A 23,806-nucleotide genomic window follows, 5' to 3' on the forward strand; every position below is an offset into this window, starting at 1 on the left:
GGGTGTTCATCCACCGGACACCTTGCCGTGAGAGAACCAGGTGCCCGTCCGACCAGGCACAGAGAGGGACAGCCCGGATTGTCTGCCCAGCCAGCAACAGACCAGACGGATCAGCAGGCTCACGACCTGATGGAACGGGTACCGGCCCAGTTCCTCAGGTCGTCCCTGGCGCCCGCACCCCGCACGCTTGTCGACATCCTCGAGGCCACCGCTGCGGCCTATCCGGATGCGACGGCGATCGACGACGGCACCGCGCCCCTGACCTACCGCGAACTGCTCGAAGAGATCGCGACCGGCGCCCGCTGGCTCGCCGACGCCGGGGTGGGCGCGGGCGACCGGGTCGGGGTGCGGATGCCCTCGGGCTCGCGCGACCTGTACGTCGCGATCCTGTCGGTGCTGGCGGCCGGCGCGGCGTACGTGCCGGTCGACGCCGACGACCCCGACGAGCGCGCCGAACTTGTGTTCGGGGAGGCGCAGGTGGCGGCGATCCTCACCGCCGACGGCGTCCAGCCCGGCACCGCACCGCACCGCGCCGTCGCTCCGGACGTCCGCCCGCCGACTCCCGACGACGACGCCTGGATCATCTTCACGTCGGGCTCCACCGGCACCCCGAAGGGCGTCGCGGTCACCCACCGCAACGCGGCCGCCTTCGTCGACGCCGAGGCCCGGATGTTCCTGCAGGCCAACCCGATCGGCCCCGAGGATCGGGTGCTCGCGGGGCTGTCGGTGGCGTTCGACGCGTCGTGCGAGGAGATGTGGCTCGCGTGGCGGCACGGCGCCGCACTGGTCCCCGCGCCCCGTTCGCTGGTGCGCAGTGGCATGGACCTCGGACCGTGGCTGGTCTCCCGCGACGTCACCGTCGTCTCCACCGTCCCCACGCTCGCGGCGCTCTGGCCGGCCGAGGCGCTCGAGGCGGTGCGACTGTTGATCTTCGGCGGCGAGGCCTGCCCACCGGATCTCGCCGAGCGCCTCGCGGTCCCCGGCCGCGAGGTGTGGAACACGTACGGCCCCACCGAGGCCACCGTCGTCGCGTGCGGCGCACTGATGGACGGCACCGGCCCGGTGCGGATCGGTCTGCCGCTCGACGGCTGGGACCTCGCGGTGGTCGACGCGTCCGATGCGCCGGTCGCCGAAGGCGAGGTCGGCGAACTCGTCATCGGCGGTGTCGGGCTTGCGCGGTATCTCGATCCGGCGAAGGACGCCGAGAAGTACGCGCCGATGCCCACGCTCGGCTGGGACCGCGCCTACCGCAGCGGCGACCTGGTCCGCCTCGACACCGCCGGCCTGCTCTTCCAGGGCCGCGCCGACGACCAGGTCAAGCTGGGCGGACGCCGCATCGAACTCGGCGAGGTCGACAACGCGCTCCAGCACCTGCCCGGGGTGAGTGGGGCGGCCGCCGCGGTCCGCAAGACCGCGGCCGGGACGTCGATCCTCGTCGGCTACCTCGCCAGCACCGACCCGCACTTCGACCTGAAGGCCGCGCGCGACCAGCTCGCCGAGCGGCTGCCCGCCGCCCTCGTGCCCCGGCTGGCGCTGGTCGACGAGCTGCCGACCCGCACGTCCGGCAAGGTCGACCGCAACGCGTTGCCGTGGCCGCTGCCCGGTGCCCGCGAAGACACGGTCGATCCGGCCCTCAGCCTCGACGGCACCGCCGCGTGGGTCGCCAGACTCTGGGCGTCGATCCTCGGGGCGAGCATCGCCGGGCCCGACGACGACTTCTTCGAACTGGGCGGCGGCTCGCTGTCCGCGGCCCAGCTGGTGACGGCCCTGCGCGAGCGCTTCCCGGAGGTGACCGTCGCGCAGCTGTACGACCACCCACGCCTGGGGTCGCTCGCCGAGTTCCTCGACGCGCTCTCCCCCACCGAGACCGTCGCACCGCGCCACGTCGAGCCCCTGCCCCTACGCGCCCAGGCCGCGCAGATCGCGGCCACCGTGCCGCTGATGACGCTCACCGGCCTGCAGTGGGTGACCTGGCTGGCGATCGCCGGCAACGTGCTGGCGTGGTTCGACGTCGCGTGGGCCCCGACGCTGTCGTGGTGGTGGGTGGCGCTCGCGTTCGTCCTCTTCATCACGCCGGTCGGACGCATGACGATCGCGGTCGCCGGCACCCGGCTGCTGCTGCGCGGGCTGAAACCGGGCACGTACCGGCGCGGCGGACCCGAGCACCTGCGTCTGTGGGTGGCGCTGCGCCTGGTCGAGGCCAGCGGCGCCGACAACCTGTCCGGCGCGCCGTGGATGCTGTACTTCGCCCGCGCCCTGGGTGCACGGGTGGGCCACGGCGTCGACCTGCACACCCTCCCGCCGGTCACCGGCATGCTCGTGCTCGGCGACGGCTGCTCCGTCGAACCCGAGGTGGACCTGTCCGGCCACTGGATCGACGGCGACGTCGTACACATCGGCGAGATCCGCATCGGGGCCGGTGCCGCCATCGGCGCCCGCTCGACGCTGCTGCCCGGCGCCCGGATCGGCCGCGGTGCCGAGGTCGCCCCGGGTTCGGCGGTGTTCGGGAAGGTCAAGGCCGGCCAGCACTGGGCCGGCTCGCCCGCCGTCAAGGTCGGCAAGGCGACGCACCCGTGGCCCGATCACACGCCGCGGCGCGCCACGCGCTGGGTCCCGATCTTCGGCGTCACCTCCGTCGTGCTCGCGGGCATGCCGATCTTCGGCCTGGCCGCCGGCCTGATCCTGATCGGGTGGTGGGTTCGTGACGCCGCCGACCTCGGCGACGCGTTCCGGCGGGCGCTGGCGATCCTGCCCGTCGCGTCCCTGCTGAGCCTGTTCGTCTTCGCGGCCCTGACCGTGATCGCCGTGCGACTGCTGTCAATCGGGCTCACCGAGGGATACCACCCGGTGCGCAGCCGCGTCGGCTGGCAGGCGTGGGCCACCGAGCGCCTCATGGACTCGGCCCGCACGTTCCTGTTCCCGCTGTACGCGAGTCTGCTGACGCCGCTCTGGCTGAAGCTGCTGGGCGCCAAGGTGGGCCGCGACACCGAGATCTCGACGGCGCTCGTGCTCCCCAAGTTCACGACGGTCGCCGACGGCGCATTCCTCGCCGACGACACGATGGTCGCGAGCTACGAACTCGGCGGCGGCTGGATGCGCATCGAACCGGCCAAGGTCGGCAAGCGCGCGTTCCTGGGTAACTCCGGCATGGCCGGACCCGGCCGGCGCGTCCCCAAGAACGGCCTGGTCGCGGTGCTGTCGGCGGCCCCGAGCAAGGCGAAGTCGGGATCGTCGTGGCTGGGCAGCCCGCCGGTCCGGTTGCGCCGGGCCGCGACGGAGTCCGACGCGTCCCGCACGTTCGAGCCGCCGCTGCGGCTGAAGATCGCCCGCGCGTTCGTCGAGACGTGCCGGCTGATCCCGGTCGTGGTGACGTTCGGGATCGGCGTCGGGGTGCTGTTCACGCTGGCGTGGCTGGTGCCGGTCGGCGGTTTCTGGCTGGCCGCGCTGTGCGGCGGCGTCGTCCTGATGCTCGCGGGCGCCGTCGCCGGCGCCGTGTCGGTGGCCGCGAAGTGGCTCGTCGTCGGCCGGATCGGCACCGTCGAGCACCCGCTGTGGAGCTCGTTCGTGTGGCGCAACGAGGTGTCCGACGCGTTCGTCGAGACCGTTGCCGCGCCGTGGTTCGCCCGCGCCGCCAATGGCACCGCCGTGATGAACGTGTGGCTGCGCGGCCTCGGCGCGACCATCGGCCGCGGCGTGTGGTGCGAGACGTACTGGCTGCCCGAGGCCGACCTGGTGACGCTCGGTGACGGCGCCACCGTCGAGCGGGGGTGCGTCGTGCAGACCCACCTGTTCCATGATCGGATCATGTCCATGGACACCGTCACGTTGGGCGCGGGCGCCACCCTCGGCCCGCACTGCGTCGCGCTGCCCGCCGCCGGACTCGGCGACGGCGCCACCGTCGGCCCCGCCTCGCTCGTCATGCGCGGCGACGTCGTCCCGCCGTCCACGCGCTGGCAGGGCAATCCGATTGCACCGTGGACGGATTCGACGGCCGACGAGGGCACCCGATGAAGCCCGGCAAGGTCTCCGAGGAACCGCTCGACCCGTACCTGCCGCAGAACGGCAATCGCGGCTACCGCGTGTCCCGGTACGAATTGGACCTCACCTACAAGGTGCACAGCAACCGCCTGTCCGGCAAGGCGTCGATCACGGCGACGACCACCGATGTCCGGCCGCGCTTCTCGCTGGATCTCGCGCAGACGATGCTGGTGTCGAAGCTGTCGGTGAACGGGCGACGCGTCGCGAAGTACACCCACCGCGACGGCAAGCTGACGATCACCCCGGCGCAGAAGATCCCCGCGGGCGGCGCCCTGTCGGTCACCGTCCAGTACGCCGGCAACCCGCTGCCGATCGTGACCATGTGGGGCGACGTCGGCTGGGAGGAACTCACCGAGGGATCGCTCGTCGCGAGCCAGCCCAACGGGGCGGCGTCGTGGTTCCCGTGCGACGACCACCCGAGTTGCAAAGCCAGCTACCGCATCTCGATCACCACCGACTCGCCGTACCACGCGGTCGCGAACGGCACGCTGGTCCGCAAGCAGACCAAGGCGAGCCAGACCACGTGGGTGTACGAGCAGACCGAGCCGATGGCGAGCTACCTGGCGACCATCCAGATCGGCCCGTACGAGCGCCGACGCGTCGACGGGGGACGCGTCCCCATGTACGCGCTGCACCCCACGGATCTGCGGGCCCGGTTCGACCACGACTTCGGCCGCCAGCCGCAGATGATGGAGGTCTTCGAAAAGCTGTTCGGCCCCTACCCGTTCGCGGACTACTCGGTCGTCGTCACCGGCGACGATCTCGAGATCCCGATCGAGGCGCAGGGCCTTTCGATCTTCGGCGCCAACCAGTGCGACGGCCGGCGCGGCTCGGAACGCCTTGTCGCACACGAACTCGCGCACCAGTGGTTCGGCAACAGCCTCACCCTCGGGGCGTGGAGGGACATCTGGCTGCACGAGGGCTTCGCGTGCTACGCGGAGTGGCTGTGGTCCGAGAACTCCGGCGGACCCGACGCCCACACCCACGCCCTGCAGGCGCACCGTGGGCTCGTCGGCAAACCGCAGGACCTCCTCGTCGGCGACCCCGGACCGCAACTGATGTTCGACGACCGCATCTACAAGCGCGGCGCCCTCACCCTGCACGTGCTGCGGCAGGAGATCGGCGACGACGCCTTCTTCGCACTGCTGAACAGGTGGACCGCCAAGTACCGGCATGCGACGGTCTCCACCGAGCAGTTCACCGATCTGGCAGCGCATTTCACCGACAAACCCCTGCGCCGCCTGTGGGAGGCGTGGCTCGGCGAGAAGGCGCTACCCGCGCTCTGACGCCTCCGGCAGGTGTCTGCGCCACTTGACGAGGACGAGCGCCAGACTCGCCGCGGCGACGATCGTCCCGAACACGAACATCATGGGATAGGTCAGCGCCGGGTTCGTCTCCGCGATCATCGCCATCACCGCAGGCACTGCGAAGCCGAGGTAGCTGAGCGAGTAGAAGACCGCGGTCAGACCGGCCAGATCGTCCGGGCCGGCGATCCGCTGGATCTCCTGCAACCCCGACACCAGCGCGAGCCCGTAGCCGCAGCCGAGGATCGCCGCCGCGATCATCGACACCGGCACGGTGAGGACGTGCGACGCGACGGCCGCGACGGACATGCCCACCACGAGCACCGCGAGGGCCACCGCGACGGCCCGGGCGTTCGACGGGGTGTCAATTTTGCGTCCGACCGCCTGGATCGCGAACCCCGAGCCGAGACCGATCATGCACAGCAGCGCCGAGAACGCCACGGGCGCACTGCCGCTGCGACCGGTCATGAGCGCCGGTATCACCGCGTAGGCCGACGCGGCGGCACCGAACACCCACGGGGCCACCGGGGCGACGACGTAGAGGAATCGCCGGTGCCCGGCTGCCGGGATCTTCAGATCCTGTGCGAGTGAACGGCGCTCGGCCTTCGCGACCGCGGGCCGCGTCTCCGGCACCCGCAGCAGTGCGACACCGGCCGCCAACGCGAGCGTCGAATGAACAACGTACGCAAGCGCACTCGGCCACGGCGCCCACTGCGCGAGGATCCCGGCGACGCCGGCGCCGATACCGAAGCCGGCGGTCAGGCTCATCGCGGCGCGGCGGGCACCGGCCCCCGGCCGCGCCGACGGGTCCCGGTCGGGCGTCGAGAGTTCCTTGAGCCAACTGCCGCCGACGGCCATGCCCAGCCCCAGTGCGACACCAGACAGGACACGCCCGACGATCAGCCACGCCGCCGAGTCCGGCCCGGCGGCCAGCACCAGCGACCCCGCCACCGCGATGAACGGGGCAGGAAGCATCAGAGGCCGCCGCCCCAGCCGGTCCGACAGCGGTCCACCGATGAGCAGCGCCGGCACGATCCCGAGCACGTACGCGAACAGGAAGGTGTCGACCACCACCTGGGTGAAGCCGTGGTCGAGTTTGTACATCACCAGCAGCGGGGTGAACTCGTTCCCACCCCACGCCACCGCGAACATGCCCGCCGCGACGAGCATCCACGGCCGCATCCACGTCCGGGGCTCTGTGGTGGTGGTGGTGATCGTGGCAGTCTCGTCGACAGCCGTCATCGCCGTCCTCCCTCGCCGAGCGCGTGGACCTCCCGCATGTGCCGGTGCACGGCCGCGGCGAACCCCTCTGCATCCCCGGCCGCGATCAGGTCCGCCAGGCGGGTGTGATCCTCGATGATCTTGGTGATCTGTTCCGGGTCGCGGGCCAGCGAGTGCGCCGTCATCCGGCGCTGACGCTCCCGAAGCCCGTCGTAGAAGGTCTCGAGCAGCGGATTGCCGCCAGCACGCACCAAGGCCCGGTGGAAGTCGGCGTCGAGCACACTGAACTGCACGGCGTCACCGCTCGATGCGACCAGTTCACGCTGCCGCGCCAGGTTCTCCCGCAGTGCGGCCACCAGCGCGTCCCGGACCCGGGGATTCGCGGTGACGGCCTCGGCGGCGTGCACCTCGACCAGCAGACGCGCATCGACGACGTGCTCGGCCTCGCCGGCGGCGACCGGCACGATCAACGCACCCCGCTTCGGGTACAGCCGCATCCAGCCCTCGGCCTCGAGCCTGAGAAACGCCTCCCGCACGGGCGTCCGACTGGACCCCATCCGCGTCGCGATCTCGCCCTCGCTGATCAGCTCCCCGCCCGGAAGCTCCCCAGACAGGATGAGCTCCTTGACCTCGCGGTACGCGAGCTCAGCCGCTGAATACAACTTAGACACAAGATGTATTTATACGCCTTGCGGACGGTCTCGATGCGCGCGGGGTCCGGTCAGGCCGTCGAACCCAGGCCGGGCGTGCGCGACTGCGCCGAGTACCTCCCGCCGTTGCGGACGATGGTGATGGGATGGTCGAAGCACTCGCTGATGCGCTCGGTCGTGATCACTGCTTCCGCCGAACCCTGCGCCGTCACCCGGCCGTCGCGAATGAGCAGCGCATGCGTCGTGGTCGTCGGGATCTCCTCGATGTGATGAGTGACGAGGATGCTCGCCATGGCCGGGTGCTGCGCGCGCATCTCGTCGAGCGCGGTCAGCAACTGTTCGCGCGCGGCGAGGTCGAGGCCCGTCGCGGGCTCGTCGAGCAGGAGTACCGGAGGCTCGGGCATCAACGCGCGTGCGATCAGGGCGCGCCCCCGCTCCCCCTGCGACAGGACGGGCCAACGAGCCTCGATGCGCGCCGACATCCCCATCATCGCGATCAGTTCCTCCGCACGCTCCCGGTCGGCGTCGGTGGGCTGCCACCGCTGCGCAAACTCGGGGGTGTTCGTCAGCCCCGTGAGGACGACCTCACGCACGGTGAGCGGGCGTTCGATCGCGTGGCGCGGATTGACGTGACCGATGTGCGAGCGCAGCTCACGCATGTCCACCCGACCGAGGCGATGTCCGAGCACGTGGACGGTGCCGCGGGTCGGATGGGCGACGGCGCCCAGCAGGCTCAGCAGCGTGCTCTTGCCCGCGCCGTTGGCCCCGAGCAGCACCCAGTGCTGGCCCTGCTCGATCTGAACGTCGATGCCGCCCAGGATCGTCCGACCGTCGCGGACCAGGTCGACGTACTCGGTGCTCAGCACCACCTCGCCGTGGATACGGGTACTCACTCGCCGTGCCCTCCTTCGCGCAGCTTGGCCATCATCGGATCCAGGTTCCCGGCCGTCGCCGCCACCGCCGCCGCACTGTCACCGGCCTCGAGCGCGTCGACGAGTGCGTCGTGGGCGTCGCCGGTGTCCGGAACCTGCGGTTCGTTCTCCACCATGTCGACGAGCGCGGCGTGCAGCACAGGGCGCACCGAGTCGAACAGTGCCGTCAGCACCGAATTGCCGGCCAACGCGACGACCGAACGGTGGAAGTCGAGGTCGGCTGTGACGAACGCGCGGGCGTCGACCGCATGCTGTTCGTGATGATCGTGCCGGTCGACGAGTTGCCGCCGGATCTCGGCAAGATCCTCCGGCCCCGCACGATCCGCAGCCAGACGAGCGGCCTCGACCTCGAGCGCGCGCCGAACCTCCAACACCTCGAGCACGCGGGATCGACGCAGCAATGTTTCGAGCGCCGGCTCGGCGGGGGGTTCGGCGACGAACGTGCCGACGCCGTGCCGGACGTCGAGCAGACCGTCCCGCGCCAGCAACTTCACAGCTTCTCGGACCGACGAGCGTCCCACGCCCACCTCCGCCGCCAGTTCCGTCTCACTGGGCAGGCGTTGCCCCACCGCCCACTCGCCGGTCTCGATCCGCCGCCGGAACAGCTCTTCCAGCTGCGGCACAAGCGGGCCGCTCCGCAATGCGCGTGCTGTCACCGCAATCACCTCCAATCCAGGAGTCTACAGACCTCAGACGTCTGATGTCTCTAGGCCGGTTTGCCTATATTCACGGGATGGAGACAGCGCACCTCGACATCGGATCCGGCGACATGGATACCGGCTCCCGCGTCGGCGGCAACCCGCCGGCATGCTTCGACTCGGATCCGATCCTCGACACGCACGACTACCTGCTCACGCTCGGCGCGGCAACGGTGGAATGGCTCGGCGAGCGGGAGGTGTCGGTGTTCGTCCGGCGGGGATTCACGATCGGAGGCGACGATCTGGAATACCCCGAAATCGGAGTGCGCGCGGTTCTCCACGGTCCTTCCGCGCGTGGCGGGTGGAAGCCGACGGCTATCGCTTCCTGTTCCAGATGAACGAGGAGGGATGGCCGATGGCGAAGAATCCGGAGGCCGAGTTCGTCGAGGAGTACCTGTTCGGCTACCGGTCGGTTTACTTCTACGGAAAGTTCGACGAAACCGGGCGGGCCGGCGAGATCGTGGCCGGATTCCTCGATTTCTGACCATATGCGGAAACGCCGAAGGCCCCCACCAGTAATGGTGGGGGCCTTCGGGAAAGGATGTTCGGCGGTGTCCTACTCTCCCACACCCTGTCGAGTGCAGTACCATCGGCGCTGGAGGGCTTAGCTTCCGGGTTCGGAATGGGACCGGGCGTTTCCCCTCCGCTATGGCCGCCGTAACTCTATGAAACTGTCACACATTCAATTCCCCCGCCCGAACCACCCGCCGGCCACGAGGGCTCCGGGGTGTTGGGGGTGAATGATATCTGTGTGTTGTTTCAGATACCGCACAGTGGACGCGTAGCTTCTTTGTGGTAAGTCCTCGGCCTATTAGTACCAGTCACCTCCATCCGTTACCGGACTTCCAGTTCTGGCCTATCAACCCGGTGGTCTGCCGGGGGCCTTACCCCCTCGAGGGGGTGAGAAACCTCATCTTGGAACAGGCTTCCCGCTTAGATGCTTTCAGCGGTTATCCCTTCCGAACGTAGCTAACCAGCAGTGCTCCTGGCGGAACAACTGGCACACCAGAGGTTCGTCCGTCCCGGTCCTCTCGTACTAGGGACAGCCTTCCTCAAGTTTCTAACGCGCGCGGCGGATAGAGACCGAACTGTCTCACGACGTTCTAAACCCAGCTCGCGTGCCGCTTTAATGGGCGAACAGCCCAACCCTTGGGACCTACTCCAGCCCCAGGATGCGACGAGCCGACATCGAGGTGCCAAACCATCCCGTCGATATGGACTCTTGGGGAAGATCAGCCTGTTATCCCCGGGGTACCTTTTATCCGTTGAGCGACACCGCTTCCACTTGCCGGTGCCGGATCACTAGTCCCGACTTTCGTCCCTGCTCGACCTGTCAGTCTCACAGTCAAGCTCCCTTGTGCACTTGCACTCGACACCTGATTGCCAACCAGGCTGAGGGAACCTTTGGGCGCCTCCGTTACATTTTGGGAGGCAACCGCCCCAGTTAAACTACCCACCAGGCACTGTCCCTGAACCAGATCATGGTCCGAGGTTAGATGTCCAATACGATCAGAGTGGTATTTCAACAACGACTCCACACACACTGGCGTGCATGCTTCACAGTCTCCCACCTATCCTACACAAACCGAACCGAACACCAATACCAAGCTATAGTGAAGGTCCCGGGGTCTTTTCGTCCTGCCGCGCGTAACGAGCATCTTTACTCGTAATGCAATTTCGCCGAGTCTGTGGTTGAGACAGCAGAGAAGTCGTTACGCCATTCGTGCAGGTCGGAACTTACCCGACAAGGAATTTCGCTACCTTAGGATGGTTATAGTTACCACCGCCGTTTACTGGGGCTTAAATTCTCAGCTTCGCCATTACTGGCTAACCGGTCCTCTTAACCTTCCAGCACCGGGCAGGCGTCAGTCCGTATACATCGTCTTACGACTTCGCACGGACCTGTGTTTTTAGTAAACAGTCGCTTCTCTCTGGTCTCTGCGGCCCCACCCAGCTCACCAAGCAAGTTGGATCACCAGACGAGGCCCCCCTTCTCCCGAAGTTACGGGGGCATTTTGCCGAGTTCCTTAACCACAGTTATCTCGATCGCCTTAGTATTCTCTACCTGACCACCTGTGTCGGTTTGGGGTACGGGCCGTGTGAAAGCTCGCTAGAGGCTTTTCTCGGCAGCATAGGATCACTGAATTCGCCTCAATCGGCTACGCATCACGTCTCAGGCTATATGTGACCCGGATTTGCCTAGGCCACGCCCTACACGCTTACACCAGTATTACCACTGACTGGCTCAGCTACCTTCCTGCGTCACCCCATCGCTTGGCTACTACCAGATCGGTTCACGCGCATCCACACACCGGAGAACCCGAAGGTTCGAAAGTGGCTTCAGGGCGCTTAGCATCACTGATTCACCAGGGGCGCGTTCACACGGGTACGGGAATATCAACCCGTTGTCCATCGACTACGCCTGTCGGCCTCGCCTTAGGTCCCGACTCACCCTGGGCGGATTAACCTGGCCCAGGAACCCTTGGTCATTCGGCGGACGAGTTTCTCACTCGTCTTTCGCTACTCATGCCTGCATTCTCACTCGTGCAGCCTCCACACCTGGATCACTCCGGCGCTTCCATGGCTGCACGACGCTCCCCTACCCATCCACACCACTGCACAACCCCCCGCAGGAGGAAGTGGGTGTTATGTGAATGCCGCGGCTTCGGCGGTGTACTTGAGCCCCGCTACATTGTCGGCGCAGGATCACTTGACCAGTGAGCTATTACGCACTCTTTCAAGGGTGGCTGCTTCTAAGCCAACCTCCTGGTTGTCTTCGCGACCCCACATCCTTTTCCACTTAGTACACGCTTAGGGGCCTTAGCCGGCGATCTGGGCTGTTTCCCTCTCGACTACGAAGCTTATCCCCCGCAGTCTCACTGCCGCGCTCTCACACTCTGGCATTCGGAGTTTGGCTGACGTCAGTAACCTTGTGGGGCCCATCGGCCATCCAGTAGCTCTACCTCCAGAGTGAAACACGCGACGCTGCACCTAAATGCATTTCGGGGAGAACCAGCTATCACGGAGTTTGATTGGCCTTTCACCCCTACCCACAGCTCATCCCCTCAGTTTTCAACCTAAGTGGGTTCGGGCCTCCACGACGTCTTACCGTCGCTTCACCCTGGCCATGGGTAGATCACTCCGCTTCGGGTCTAGAACATGCCACTGACTCGCCCTATTCGGACTCGCTTTCGCTACGGCTACCCCACACGGGTTAACCTCGCGACATGCCGCTAACTCGCAGGCTCATTCTTCAAAAGGCACGCCATCACCCCCCACCCGAAGGTGCGAAGGCTCTGACGGATTGTAAGCGCACGGTTTCAGGTACTATTTCACTCCCCTCCCGGGGTACTTTTCATCTTTCCCTCACGGTACTAGTCCGCTATCGGTCACCAGGGAGTATTCAGGCTTATCGGGTGGTCCCGACAGATTCACAGCAGATTTCACGGGCCCGCTGCTACTCGGGTGTCCGTCACGACAGTCACCATGTTTTCGTCTACGGGATTTTCACCCTCTACGACGGGCCGTTCCAGACCACTTCGACTAACACGATGATTTCTTACTGTCGGCCAATCCGGCAGAATTGACAAGACGGATCCCACAACCCCACGAATGCAACGCCCGCCGGCTATCACACACCCATGGTTTAGCCTCATCCGCTTTCGCTCGCCACTACTCACGGAATCACATGTTGTTTTCTCTTCCTGTGGGTACTGAGATGTTTCACTTCCCCACGTTCCCTCCACACGCCCTATATATTCAGGCGCGGGTAACCACACATCACTGTGGCTGGGTTTCCCCATTCGGACATCCTCGGATCTCAGCTCGGTTGACAGCTCCCCGAGGCTTATCGCAGCCTCCTACGTCCTTCATCGGCTCCTGGTGCCAAGACATCCACCGTACGCTCTTAATTACTTACAACAAAGATGCTCGCGTCCACTGTGCAGTTCTCAAACAACACACAAGCAGAAAACTCGTGCAGACACCGGACCAACCGGAACTCCCGTTCCCGCTGCGGTATGACCTGCGTTTCCCGCTTGTCGTTTCTTCCTTCGAGGAAACACTTGCGTGTTCTCTCAGGACCCAACAGTGCGCCGATATATCGTCCGCCGGCGGTCATGTGACCATCCGATACGCGGATGAGGTAGTCAGTGTTCCACCCATGAGCAACCGCAGTCCCACATGTGGGGACTAAACGGCCTCTGCCAGCGAGGACACAACCTGTGTCGGCCCTCGACTGGAGAATGCTCCTTAGAAAGGAGGTGATCCAGCCGCACCTTCCGGTACGGCTACCTTGTTACGACTTCGTCCCAATCGCCGATCCCACCTTCGACGGCTCCCTCCACAAGGGTTAGGCCACCGGCTTCGGGTGTTACCGACTTTCATGACGTGACGGGCGGTGTGTACAAGGCCCGGGAACGTATTCACCGCAGCGTTGCTGATCTGCGATTACTAGCGACTCCGACTTCACGGGGTCGAGTTGCAGACCCCGATCCGAACTGAGACCGGCTTTAAGGGATTCGCTCCACCTCACGGTATCGCAGCCCTCTGTACCGGCCATTGTAGCATGTGTGAAGCCCTGGACATAAGGGGCATGATGACTTGACGTCGTCCCCACCTTCCTCCGAGTTGACCCCGGCAGTCTCCTGCGAGTCCCCGCCATTACGCGCTGGCAACACAGGACAAGGGTTGCGCTCGTTGCGGGACTTAACCCAACATCTCACGACACGAGCTGACGACAGCCATGCACCACCTGTATACCGACCACAAGGGGGCACCTATCTCTAGGTGTTTCCGGTATATGTCAAACCCAGGTAAGGTTCTTCGCGTTGCATCGAATTAATCCACATGCTCCGCCGCTTGTGCGGGCCCCCGTCAATTCCTTTGAGTTTTAGCCTTGCGGCCGTACTCCCCAGGCGGGGCGCTTAATGCGTTAGCTACGGCACGGATCCCGTGGAAGGAAACCCACACCTAGCGCCCACCGTTTACGGCGTGGACTACCAGGGTATCTAATCCTGTTCGCTACCCACGCTTTCGCTCCTCAGCGTCAGTTACTGCCCAGAGACCCGCCTTCGCCACCGGTGTTCCTCCTGATATCTGCGCATTTCACCGCTACACCAGGAATTCCAGTCTCCCCTGCAGTACTCAAGTCTGCCCGTATCGCCCGCAAGCTTGGGGTTGAGCCCCAAGTTTTCACGGACGACGCGACAAACCGCCTACGAGCTCTTTACGCCCAGTAATTCCGGACAACGCTCGCACCCTACGTATTACCGCGGCTGCTGGCACGTAGTTGGCCGGTGCTTCTTCTGCAGGTACCGTCACTTTCGCTTCGTCCCTGCTGAAAGAGGTTTACAACCCGAAGGCCGTCATCCCTCACGCGGCGTCGCTGCATCAGGCTTTCGCCCATTGTGCAATATTCCCCACTGCTGCCTCCCGTAGGAGTCTGGGCCGTGTCTCAGTCCCAGTGTGGCCGGTCGCCCTCTCAGGCCGGCTACCCGTCGTCGCCTTGGTAGGCCATTACCCCACCAACAAGCTGATAGGCCGCGGGCCCATCCTGCACCAGTAAACCTTTCCAACCCCCGCCATGCGACAGGAGCTCATATCCGGTATTAGACCCAGTTTCCCAGGCTTATCCCAGAGTGCAGGGCAGATCACCCACGTGTTACTCACCCGTTCGCCGCTCGTGTACCCCCGAAGGGGCCTTACCGCTCGACTTGCATGTGTTAAGCACGCCGCCAGCGTTCGTCCTGAGCCAGGATCAAACTCTCCGTTGAAGACTCTAGATTTCGCAGCCGAAGCCACTAATCAGTCATAGACATCGAGTCAAATCACTAGCAAAATAAACTCAAACTAGCTGTTTGCGCTGACCATCCCAGACGGAAGAATGAGACGATCAGCAAATACCCACCACAAAAAGTGGTGGAGTACCAAAATTGGCACTGACATTCATCGACACACTGTTGAGTTCTCAAAGAACACGCGCACACCATCACTCGAAACTTTGCAGTTCCTCGTTCCGGGGCAACCGTTCCAGCTTATCCCACCCGGGATCCGAGTGCAAACTCGGCTCCCTTCCGGGCTACCCGGACACGCCCCACCACCCCATAAGAGGGTGAAACGAACCAGATTTTCAGGCGCTCCCCGTACAACCTCGTTTTCCCTCGCTGACCTGTGAAGATCGCGGCCGGGTCGGTGTCCGTGTCGCTCTGACCTGGAATAAGTTACGCGAACCCGGCACAGAACACCAAATCGCCAGGTCAGGGAGGTAAACGGCGTGAGAACGCGGCGGAAATGGGCGTCGACCGGTGTTCGGCCGGCCCGTGAGCCACTACGGGACCCAGTACTTGGCTGCCAACTCCTCGACCAAGGGGTCATCGTCGGCCACCTCGTCGAGGGCTGCGAGATCACTGTCGATCGCGACGAGGCGCGGATCGTCCCCCTCGAACTCCTCGACCGGGTGGCCACCGTTTTCGGCGAGCTGACGCAGCAGCTTCTCGCGAACCCGGGCCTTGAGTGAATCGCTCACCTTCAGAGCATGGCCGCTCCGAACGGACCTTGTCGAGGGTTCGGGGAAGTCAGTCGTCGCCGGAACGCTTGAACACCTGCCTCGCCACCGGGATCAACGTCACCAGTGCGCCGATCGCGAGGATCAGCCAGAAGATCTGCATCCACACGGCGCTCGCCTCCTACCGTCGGAACCGTTGCCCCGCCCGACTCCATTGTCGCGGCGCACCGCACGGTGTCGAGCGACCTGCCGGAAACGAGAAAGACCCCAGGTGGACTGTGTCCACCTGGGGTCTCCCAGAGCTGCCTGCGAGAATCGAACTCGCGACCTTTTCATTACGAGTGAAATGCTCTACCGACTGAGCTAAGGCAGCGTGCCTTTCGGCGCGTGCGAGTCTAGCCCGAACCCCCGCCCCTAATGCAAATCGGGCGTCGAACTACCTGTACTCGGCTCCGATCCGAGCCACCAGGGCGTCGAGCGCGAACTTGGGTTTGACGTTCATGTCGAGCGCTTCGCGGCAGTCCAGGATCGCCTCGATGCAGCGCAGCAGTCCCTCACGGGAGGTGCCGGCGGCGAGGTCGGCGGCCTGCTCGGCCATGTCCGGGTGGTTCGACGTCGCGGTGGAGCCGAACGAACACGCGAGCGCGTCGCGGTAGAGGCCGGCGAGATCCATCAGCGCCCGGTCGAGCGCGTCCCGACCGGTGCGAGTGGCACGGGACTTCTGTCGTCGTTCGAGGTCCTTGAGCACACCGGCCGATCCGCGCAGCGCTCCCGCCGCACCCTTACCGGTGCCGCCGGCGCCGAGCGCCGTCCGCAGTTCCTCGGTCTCGCGCTCGTCGCGCTCGGCCGTGAGCTCCTTGGCCTCGAGGTCGGCGGCTTGGACCAGTTCCTCCGCCGCCGCGTAGGCCGTGCCGGGCCGCGTTGCCGCTCGCGCCAGCGACAGCGCGCGCTTGCGCCGAGCCCGGGCGTCCTCGTCGGTGGCCAGTCGGCGTGCCCGCCCCACATGGCCACCACAGATCGACGCGGCCCAGTGGGCAGTTTCGGCGTCGAGCCCGTCGCGCTCCCCCAGCACCTGGGCGATGGCGTCGACCGACGGCGTCACCAACGGGATGTGCCGGCACCGCGAGCGCAGCGTCACGGAGATGTCCTGCGGATCGACCGACGGCGCGCACAGCAGGAAGACCGTGCGGTCCGGCGGCTCTTCGACGACCTTGAGCAGTGCGTTGGCCGCGCCCTCGGTGAGTCGGTCCGCGTCCTCGACGACCACGATCTGCCAGCGGCCCGTGCTCGGGCGCCGGGACGCCGTCTGCACGATGCCTCGCATCTCGCTGACGCTGATGCTCAGTCCCTCGGGCACGATGCGCCGGACATCACCGTGTGTGCCGGCCATCGTCGTCGTGCACGCCTGGCACTCACCGCAGCCGGGGACGCCGTCGGACGTGCACTGCAGGGCCGCCGCAAAACACACCGCGGCGACGGAACGACCGGATCCGGGCGGCCCGGTGAACAGCCACGAGTGCGTCATCCGCGATCCGGCCTCACCGCCACGGGCGGCGGTTGCGGCAGCCGTCAGCTCCGCCTCGACATGCTCCTGCCCGACCAGCCGATCGAATACACCCGCCACGAGCCGACCCTACCGAGCCGCGCCGACGACCCTGCCGACAACCGAGGTCACGACTACTTCTCGGCCGTCGACTTCTTCGCGGCGGCCTTCTTGACCGGCGCCTTCTTGGCTGCGGTCTTCTTCGCCGCCGCCTTCTTTGCGGGAGCCTTCTTGGCCGCGGCCTTCTTCTTCACCGGTCCGCGGGCACGGCGATCGGCCAGCAACTCGGACGCGCGCTCGTCGGTGATGGTCTCGACCTCGTCGCCCTTGCGCAGGCTGGCGTTGGTTTCACCGTCGGTGACGTACGGACCGAAACGGCCGTCCTTGATCACCATCGGCTTACCCGTCGCCGAGTCGTTGCCGAGCTCACGAAGCGGGGCCGCCGCCGAGGCCTGACGTCCGCGCCGCTTGGGCTCGGCGTAGATCTTGAGTGCGTCCTCGAGCGTCACCGTGAACATCTGCTCCTCGTTCTCCAGCGAACGGGAGTCGGTGCCCTTCTTCAGATACGGCCCGTACCGGCCGTTCTGCGCGGTGATCTCTTCCTTCGACTCGGGGTCGATGCCGACGACACGCGGCAGCGACAGCAGCCTCAACGCGTCCTCGAGCGTGACGGTCGCCAGGTCCATCGACTTGAGCAGCGAGCTGGTGCGCGGCTTCGGGCCGGCAGCCTTCTTCGCGGCCTTCTTAGCCGGAGCCTTCTTGACGGCCTTCGTCTTGACGGTGCCGTCGGCGGCCGCCTCGACAGGAACGATGTCCGGCTCGGGCTCGGCTGCCGGCTCGGGCAGGATCTCGGTGACGTACGGGCCGAAGCGGCCCTCCTTCGCGACGATCTCGTGCCCGGTCAGCGGGTCGACGCCCAGCTTGCGACCCTCCTGCGGCGTCGCGAACAGCTTCTCCGTGTACTCGGGAGTGAGCTCGTCCGGCGGCAGATCGTCGGGCAGGTTCGCGCGCTGCGAGACCAGGTCGCCGTCCGGGTCGTCGGGATTCTGGACCATCCGCTCGAGATAAGGACCGAAGCGGCCGACCCGCACGCGGACCTCACGGCCCTCGGCGTCGTCGAACAGGCGGATCGAGTTGATCTCGCGGGCGTCGATGTCCTCGAGGTTCTCGCCGACCATCTTCTTCAGGCCGCCGGCGCGCGCGATCGTGTCGTCGGCCGCCTTGTCGTCACCGAAGTAGAAGCTCGACAGCCAGTTCCCGCGCTGCTCGCGGCCACCGGCGATCTCGTCGAGGTCGTCCTCCATCGCTGCGGTGAAGTCGAAGTCGACGAGCCGACCGAAGTGCGCCTCGAGCAGACCGATCACCGCGAACGCCACCCAGGACGGGACCAGCGCGCTGCCGCGCTTGTAGACATAGCCGCGGTCGAGGATGGTCTTGATGATCGACGAGTACGTCGACGGACGGCCGATGCCGAGGTCTTCGAGCGCCTTGATCAGGCTGGCTTCGGTGAAGCGGGCCGGCGGGTTGGTGGTGTGGCCGTCCGGGTCGAGCTTGGTGGCGGTCACGCCCTGGCCCTGGGTCAGCACCGGCAGGCGCGACTCGGCGTCGTCGGACTGGCCGCCGGCCTCCTCGTCGACGCTCTCCACGTACGCCTTGAGGAAGCCGGGGAACGTGATAGTGCGGCCGGACGAGGAGAGCGTGCACTCCTCGCCGGTACCGGCGGTGCCGGTGATCCGCAGCGTCAGCGTGGTGCCGCGGGCGTCGGCCATCTGCGACGCGACCGTGCGCTGCCAGATGAGCTCGTACAGCCGGAACTCGTCGTTCTCGAGGCGCGAGTGCAGCTGTCCGGGGGTCTGGAAGACATCGCCCGCGGGACGGATCGCCTCGTGCGCCTCCTGCGCGTTCTTGACCTTGCGGGTGTACTGGCGCGGGCTCGAGTGGACGTACTCGGCGCCGTACAGCTCGGTGGCCTGCGCGCGGGCCGCCGCGATCGCCGACTGCGACAGCGTGGTCGAGTCGGTTCGCATGTAGGTGATGTAGCCGTTCTCGTACAGACGCTGCGCGACGCGCATGGTCCGCTCCGACGAGAACCGCAGCTTGCGCGCGGCTTCCTGCTGCAGAGTCGACGTCATGAACGGCGCGTACGGCTTACGCGTGTAAGGCTTGCTCTCGGCCGAGGAGACGACCAGGTCGACGCCCTCGAGCGCCTCCGCGAGCCGCCGCGCGTACGCCTCGTCGATCACCGTGACGCCGCTGGACTTCAGCTTCCCGTCGGGTCCGAAGTCGCGGCCGGCGGCGACGCGGGAACCGTCGACCGAGACCAGGCGCGCCCCGAAGGCCCGGGGGCTGGCGTCGGCGCCGGCGTCGAGCGTGGCCGAGATGTCCCAGTACTCCGCCGAGCGGAACGCCATCCGCTCGCGCTCGCGCTGGACGATCACGCGCGTCGCGACCGACTGCACGCGGCCCGCCGACAGCTTCGGCATGACCTTCTTCCACAGCACCGGGCTGACCTCGTAGCCGTAGAGGCGGTCGAGGATGCGGCGGGTCTCCTGCGCGTCGACCAGGTCGTTGTCGAGGTCGCGGGTGTCCTCGGCGGCGGCGCGGATCGCGGGCTCGGTGATCTCGTGGAACACCATCCGGCGAACCGGAATCTTGGGCTTGAGCGTCTCGAGGAGATGCCACGCGATGGCCTCGCCCTCGCGGTCGGGGTCGGTGGCGAGGTAGAGCTCGTCGGCATCCTTCAGCAGGCTCTTGAGCTCGGTGACCTTGGACTTCTTCTCGGGGCTGACGACGTACAGCGGCTCGAAGTCGTGGTCGACATTCACGCCGAGGCGGGCCCACGGCTCACCCTTGTACTTGGCAGGGACGTCGGCGGCGCCGCGCGGCAGGTCACGAATGTGGCCGACCGATGCCTCCACGACGTAGTTCTTGCCGAGGTAGGGCGCGATCTTCTTGGCCTTCGTCGGTGACTCGACAATGACGAGGCGGCGCGTGGCAGACGCTCCGTCCGCCGTGCTCTTATCCCGTGATGCCACCAGTCTGTCCGCACCTTTCCTGCTCGATCAGTGCTGCTGCGCACCTGATGCGACTCTCGTCGCCGCCCCCGTTATACCGGGTCCGGTCAGTTACAGGGTGTCACACCGTAAGGACGGGCGCGTATATCCGTCCCTCTCCATTCGCTCAAATGTGCGGCCAGTTGCGTCGCGCGTCTGGATCCTCCGGCGGTAGACCGATGTTCTCCGCGAGGTGCATGAGACGTCGGCGACCCGAAATGCGCAATCCCGGTGACGACCCGCGAATGCCGACGATGGTGGGCGCAACTCCGGCCCGCATGAGTGACTGCGCCAACACCACGTGGGTATCCGGGGCGTGTGGATCGAGCCCGAGGACGTATCGCTGGCCGTCCGCCTCGACTCGCCCGGACGCGAGCACCCAGGCGCGCTGTTCACGCGCGCCGGGAATCCATCCTTCCGGCACCGCCTTCACCGCACCTCGTGTCCACCGCCCGGCGAGGGCGGTCAACTGCGGAACGGTGGCGGTCCGTACGAGCGGACGGCCCTCCTCGGACCTGCCAATCTCGGCGTCGAGGTCGGCCTCGCGCATCAGTTCGGCGATCGCCTCCGCCCGCCAGAGGCTGTCGACCACGACCGATACGCGTGCCCCATCCTTGGAGGTGACCACCTGGCCCTGCGCGGCCAGCAGCCCACCGAGGTCGGTCACCGCGGGCGGCACCGATTCGGCGGAGAAAAAGGAAAGCTGAGCCACAAGTGGACAGTAGGCCACCAGCGGGCGTCGGTCGTCGGGATCGCGAATCTGCCACGCGGGCGGATCGGTCGACGCGGGTAACCAGGAGTACGCCACAACGAACGCGTCCCCCACCACCGTTGCCGGCAGCAGGGGACGAGTCAGGCAGCGGTCAGTGCGACCGGCCTTGAATCACTTGTTCAGTTGATGAACAGATCAGATAGCGCGAACGCCGGTGGCCTGCGGGCCCTTGGTGCCCTGGCCGACCTCGAACTCGACGCGCTGGTTCTCCTCCAGGGTGCGGAAGCCGCTGCCCTGGATCTCCGAGTAGTGGACGAAGACGTCAGCGGAGCCGTCCTCGGGAGCGATGAAGCCGAAGCCCTTTTCCGCGTTGAACCACTTCACAGTGCCCTGTGCCATGCTTTTCCTTCTCTTTCTTACACCGGATTCGATGGACAGCACTTCTGGTCCATCGGGCCGGTTCCGACCGCTGTACTTTCTCGATTCCCCCTCAGGAACGCATAAGCACCGCGCTCGCAACATCGATCCTGCGGGCGTTTAAACGAACACAGAAGCTGCGACCAGGTCATAGTCAACCACGTCCGACGCCCCCGCAACAGTCGAAAGACGAACAAAAACTGCAAATAGATGATCTTGCACGGAGTGCCACCCCAGCAACTGTCGAGTACACCCCCCGGCGCCCGGTCCCGGGACCCGCGGATAGGATCAAAACCGCAGGTCCGACGCATGCGACGCGCCCAGGACAACCCAGGACACTCGATCGTGACAATTCCGGAAGAGGCGCCCGTGAATCCCTCGCCCCACTCCCGATACATGGGAAAAAACAGCGACGACTCCTTCGGACGCACACTTCTCGATCGCGTACTCGCCGGCACCGCGCCGGGCGAGCAACCCCTCACGTTCAGCGCCGAACTCCCACCCCGCGTGTCGCACTTCTCCGAATGGCCCGAGTGGGCAGGACCGGCCGCGGTGCGGGCCCTCGAGGCGGCCGGGATTCCCCGGCCGTGGAGCCACCAGGCCGAGGCGGCGTCGATCGCCGCGGCGGGCGAGCACGTCGTCGTCGCGACGGGGACGGCGTCGGGCAAGTCGTTGGCGTATCAGCTTCCCGTGCTGACGGATCTCGCCGGCGAGTCTCGCGGCACGGCGCTGTACCTGTCCCCCACCAAGGCACTCGGCGCCGATCAGCTGCGGTCGGCGATCTCGCTCACCGAGTCGGAGCCGGACCTGGCGTCGATCCATCCGTGCGGCTTCGACGGCGACACCCCGACCGAGATCCGGCAGTGGGCCCGCGCGAACTCGCGGTGGATCTTCACCAACCCGGACATGCTGCACATCGGGATCCTGCGCTCGCACCAACGGTGGGCGCATCTGCTGCGCCATCTCCGGTACGTCGTCGTCGACGAATGCCACTCCTATCGGGGGGTCTTCGGGTCGAACGTGGCGCTGGTGCTGCGTCGACTGCGCCGGATCGCCGCACGCTACGGCGCCGACCCGGTGTTCGTGCTGGCGAGCGCGACCACGTCGCAGCCGGGCGCCGCCGCATCGCGGTTGATCGGGGCCCCGTGCGCGGAGGTCACCGAGGACGGCTCGCCTCACGGGCCGCGCACGATCGCGCTGTGGGAGCCACCGCTACTCGAGTCGGTGACCGGGGAGAACGGCGCCCCGGTCCGACGGGCGGCCGGATCGGAGGCGGCGCGGATCATGGCGGACCTGCTGGTCGAGGGTGCCCGGACGCTGACGTTCGTCCGGTCCCGCCGCGGCGCCGAACTGACCGCGATCGGTGCCCGTCGCATCCTGTCGGAGATCGATCCCGACCTGGCCGACCGCGTGGCCGCGTACCGCGCCGGATACCTCGCCGAGGACCGGCGCGACCTCGAGGCCGCCCTCTCCGACGGCCGACTGCTCGGCGTCGCGACGACGAACGCGCTCGAGCTGGGGGTGGACATCGCGGGTCTCGACGCCGTCGTGGTCGCCGGCTTTCCGGGAACCGTCGCGTCGTTCTGGCAGCAGGCCGGCCGGTCGGGACGACGAGGCGAGGGCTCGCTCGTGGTTCTCGTCGCACGCGACGACCCGCTCGACACGTATCTCGTGCACCACCCGTCCGCGCTGCTCGACCGGCCGATCGAGGCCACCGTCACCGACCCGACCAACCCCTACGTGCTGGGCCCGCAGCTGCTGTGTGCCGCGCGGGAGATGCCGCTGTCCGACTCGGAGGTCGACGACCTGGGGGCGGTGGAGGTGCTCACCGACCTCGCCGCGCAGGGTCTGATCCGCAGACGCGCACACGGCTGGTTCGTCACCTCCGACATCGACCCACACGCCTCACTCGATATCCGTGGGGGCATCGGTGGCCAGGTCGCCATCGTCGACGGCGAGTCGGGGCGGCTCCTGGGGACCGTCGACGCGGGCCGCGCACCGGCCACGGTGCACCCGGGCGCCGTCCACATCCACCAGGGCGAGTCGTTCGTCGTCGACCACCTCGATCTCGACGACGGAATCGCGCTCGTGCACCCCGAGGAACCGGAGTGGACCACCTCCGCGCGCGAGATCACCGACATCGCGATCGGCGAGATCGCGGAGCACAAGCCGTACGGCGACGTGGGCGTCGCGCTGGTCCGGGTCGAGGTGACGCACCAGGTGGTCGGGTATCTGCGCCGACTGCCGTCGGGCGAGGTGCTCGACTCGGTGGAACTCGACATGCCGGCCCAGTCCCTGCACACGCGGGCCGTGATGTACACGATCACCCCGGAACTGCTCGAGGAGGCCGGGATCGGGGCCGACCGCATCCCCGGCGCGCTGCACGCCGCCGAGCACGCGGCGATCGGGCTGCTCCCGTTGGTCGCGACCTGCGACCGCGGCGACATCGGCGGGGTGTCGACCGCACTGCACCCCGACACGGGACTGCCGACGGTGTTCGTCTACGACGGCCACCCCGGCGGCGCCGGGTTCGCCGATCGCGGGCACTCCGAGTTGGCCCGCTGGCTCGGCGCGACCCGCGCGGCGATCGACTCGTGCGAATGCGTCGCCGGCTGCCCGTCGTGCGTGCACTCCCCCAAGTGCGGCAACGGAAACCACCCGTTGGACAAGGACGGCGCGCTCCGGGTGCTGTCGGCGGTGCTCGCCGCGGTGGATCCGGAATCGGCCGTCTGA

Annotated in this window: 14 protein-coding genes, 1 tRNA gene and 3 rRNA genes; 5 read left to right on the forward strand and 13 right to left on the reverse strand. The window is 66.7% G+C overall.

The features are described from left to right. Nucleotides 1-27 precede the first annotated feature (27 nt). The gene (locus tag ABI214_RS11145; RefSeq protein WP_408585855.1) at nt 28-4,011 is read left to right on the forward strand and encodes a Pls/PosA family non-ribosomal peptide synthetase; all 3,984 of its coding nucleotides are present in this window, start codon (nt 28-30) and stop codon (nt 4,009-4,011) included. Then, on the forward strand, nt 4,008-5,324 hold the full coding sequence (locus ABI214_RS11150) for a M1 family metallopeptidase (protein WP_348610192.1): 1,317 nt from the start codon (nt 4,008-4,010) through the stop codon (nt 5,322-5,324). The genes ABI214_RS11145 and ABI214_RS11150 overlap by 4 nt, the downstream gene beginning before the upstream one ends. On the opposite strand, the gene ABI214_RS11155 is transcribed toward ABI214_RS11150, so the two are convergent. Genes ABI214_RS11155 through ABI214_RS11170 form a run of 4 tightly spaced genes read right to left on the reverse strand, consistent with a single transcriptional unit; the run spans nt 5,310 to nt 8,801 of the window. Next, the gene (locus tag ABI214_RS11155; RefSeq protein ID WP_348611517.1) at nt 5,310-6,524 is read right to left on the reverse strand and encodes an MFS transporter; all 1,215 of its coding nucleotides are present in this window, start codon (nt 6,522-6,524) and stop codon (nt 5,310-5,312) included. The two genes, ABI214_RS11150 and ABI214_RS11155, sit on opposite strands and share 15 nt — an antisense overlap. Before the next feature lie 56 nt (nt 6,525-6,580). Continuing rightward, nucleotides 6,581-7,234, reverse strand: a complete 654-nt coding sequence (locus ABI214_RS11160) for a GntR family transcriptional regulator (protein WP_348610195.1) — start codon at nt 7,232-7,234, stop codon at nt 6,581-6,583. Between the two features lie 50 nt (nt 7,235-7,284). Next, nucleotides 7,285-8,106 (reverse strand): ABC transporter ATP-binding protein, encoded by an 822-nt coding sequence (locus ABI214_RS11165; RefSeq protein ID WP_348610198.1) that lies wholly within the window; start codon nt 8,104-8,106, stop codon nt 7,285-7,287. Continuing rightward, nucleotides 8,103-8,801, reverse strand: coding sequence for a FadR/GntR family transcriptional regulator (locus ABI214_RS11170; protein ID WP_348610201.1), 699 nt, complete (start codon nt 8,799-8,801; stop codon nt 8,103-8,105). Before ABI214_RS11170 ends, ABI214_RS11165 begins: the two co-directional genes overlap by 4 nt. A gap of 77 nt (nt 8,802-8,878) precedes the next feature. On the opposite strand from ABI214_RS11170, the gene ABI214_RS11175 reads away from it, so the two are divergent. Together ABI214_RS11175 and ABI214_RS11180 are read left to right on the forward strand one after the other, a co-directional pair. After that, nucleotides 8,879-9,181: a hypothetical protein gene (locus tag ABI214_RS11175; RefSeq protein WP_348610204.1), complete on the forward strand. Its 303-nt coding sequence runs from the start codon at nt 8,879-8,881 to the stop codon at nt 9,179-9,181. A gap of 17 nt (nt 9,182-9,198) precedes the next feature. After that, nucleotides 9,199-9,327 carry a hypothetical protein gene (locus tag ABI214_RS11180; RefSeq protein ID WP_348610207.1) on the forward strand — a complete coding sequence of 43 codons (129 nt, stop codon included), beginning with the start codon at nt 9,199-9,201 and terminating at the stop codon, nt 9,325-9,327. Between the two features lie 59 nt (nt 9,328-9,386). Here ABI214_RS11180 and rrf read toward each other — a convergent pair. The 9 genes from rrf to ABI214_RS11225 all read right to left on the reverse strand — a co-directional run bounded on the left by rrf (nt 9,387) and on the right by ABI214_RS11225 (nt 21,055). Next, nucleotides 9,387-9,503, reverse strand: a 5S ribosomal RNA gene (rrf, locus tag ABI214_RS11185). A gap of 131 nt (nt 9,504-9,634) precedes the next feature. After that, nucleotides 9,635-12,764: ribosomal RNA gene (locus tag ABI214_RS11190) — 23S ribosomal RNA — on the reverse strand. 334 nt (nt 12,765-13,098) lie between these two features. Next, nucleotides 13,099-14,617: ribosomal RNA gene (locus ABI214_RS11195) — 16S ribosomal RNA — on the reverse strand. The 16S, 23S and 5S rRNA genes sit together here, the layout of an rRNA operon. 554 nt (nt 14,618-15,171) lie before the next feature. Continuing rightward, nucleotides 15,172-15,369 carry a hypothetical protein gene (locus tag ABI214_RS11200; RefSeq protein WP_348610210.1) on the reverse strand — a complete coding sequence of 66 codons (198 nt, stop codon included), beginning with the start codon at nt 15,367-15,369 and terminating at the stop codon, nt 15,172-15,174. Nucleotides 15,370-15,648: 279 nt separating this feature from the next. Then, nucleotides 15,649-15,721, reverse strand: a tRNA-Thr gene (locus tag ABI214_RS11205). Between the two features lie 63 nt (nt 15,722-15,784). Next, complete coding sequence (locus ABI214_RS11210) at nt 15,785-16,972, reverse strand: DNA polymerase III subunit delta' (protein WP_348610212.1); 1,188 nt, start codon at nt 16,970-16,972, stop codon at nt 15,785-15,787. A gap of 53 nt (nt 16,973-17,025) precedes the next feature. Beyond that, complete coding sequence (gene topA / locus ABI214_RS11215) at nt 17,026-19,926, reverse strand: type I DNA topoisomerase (RefSeq protein WP_348610216.1); 2,901 nt, start codon at nt 19,924-19,926, stop codon at nt 17,026-17,028. 145 nt (nt 19,927-20,071) lie between these two features. Then, entirely contained in the window at nt 20,072-20,656 is a 585-nt protein-coding gene (locus tag ABI214_RS11220; protein ID WP_348610219.1) for a hypothetical protein, read from the reverse strand. Nucleotides 20,657-20,851: 195 nt separating this feature from the next. After that, on the reverse strand, nt 20,852-21,055 hold the full coding sequence (locus tag ABI214_RS11225) for a cold-shock protein (RefSeq protein ID WP_005515803.1): 204 nt from the start codon (nt 21,053-21,055) through the stop codon (nt 20,852-20,854). Between the two features lie 414 nt (nt 21,056-21,469). Between ABI214_RS11225 and ABI214_RS11230 the strand changes: the two genes are divergently transcribed. Next, a complete protein-coding gene (locus ABI214_RS11230; protein WP_348610225.1) occupies nt 21,470-23,806 on the forward strand; it encodes a DEAD/DEAH box helicase in 2,337 nt (778 codons plus the stop codon).

The organism is Prescottella soli (genome assembly GCF_040024445.1).
GTDB classification, from domain to species: domain Bacteria; phylum Actinomycetota; class Actinomycetes; order Mycobacteriales; family Mycobacteriaceae; genus Prescottella; species Prescottella soli.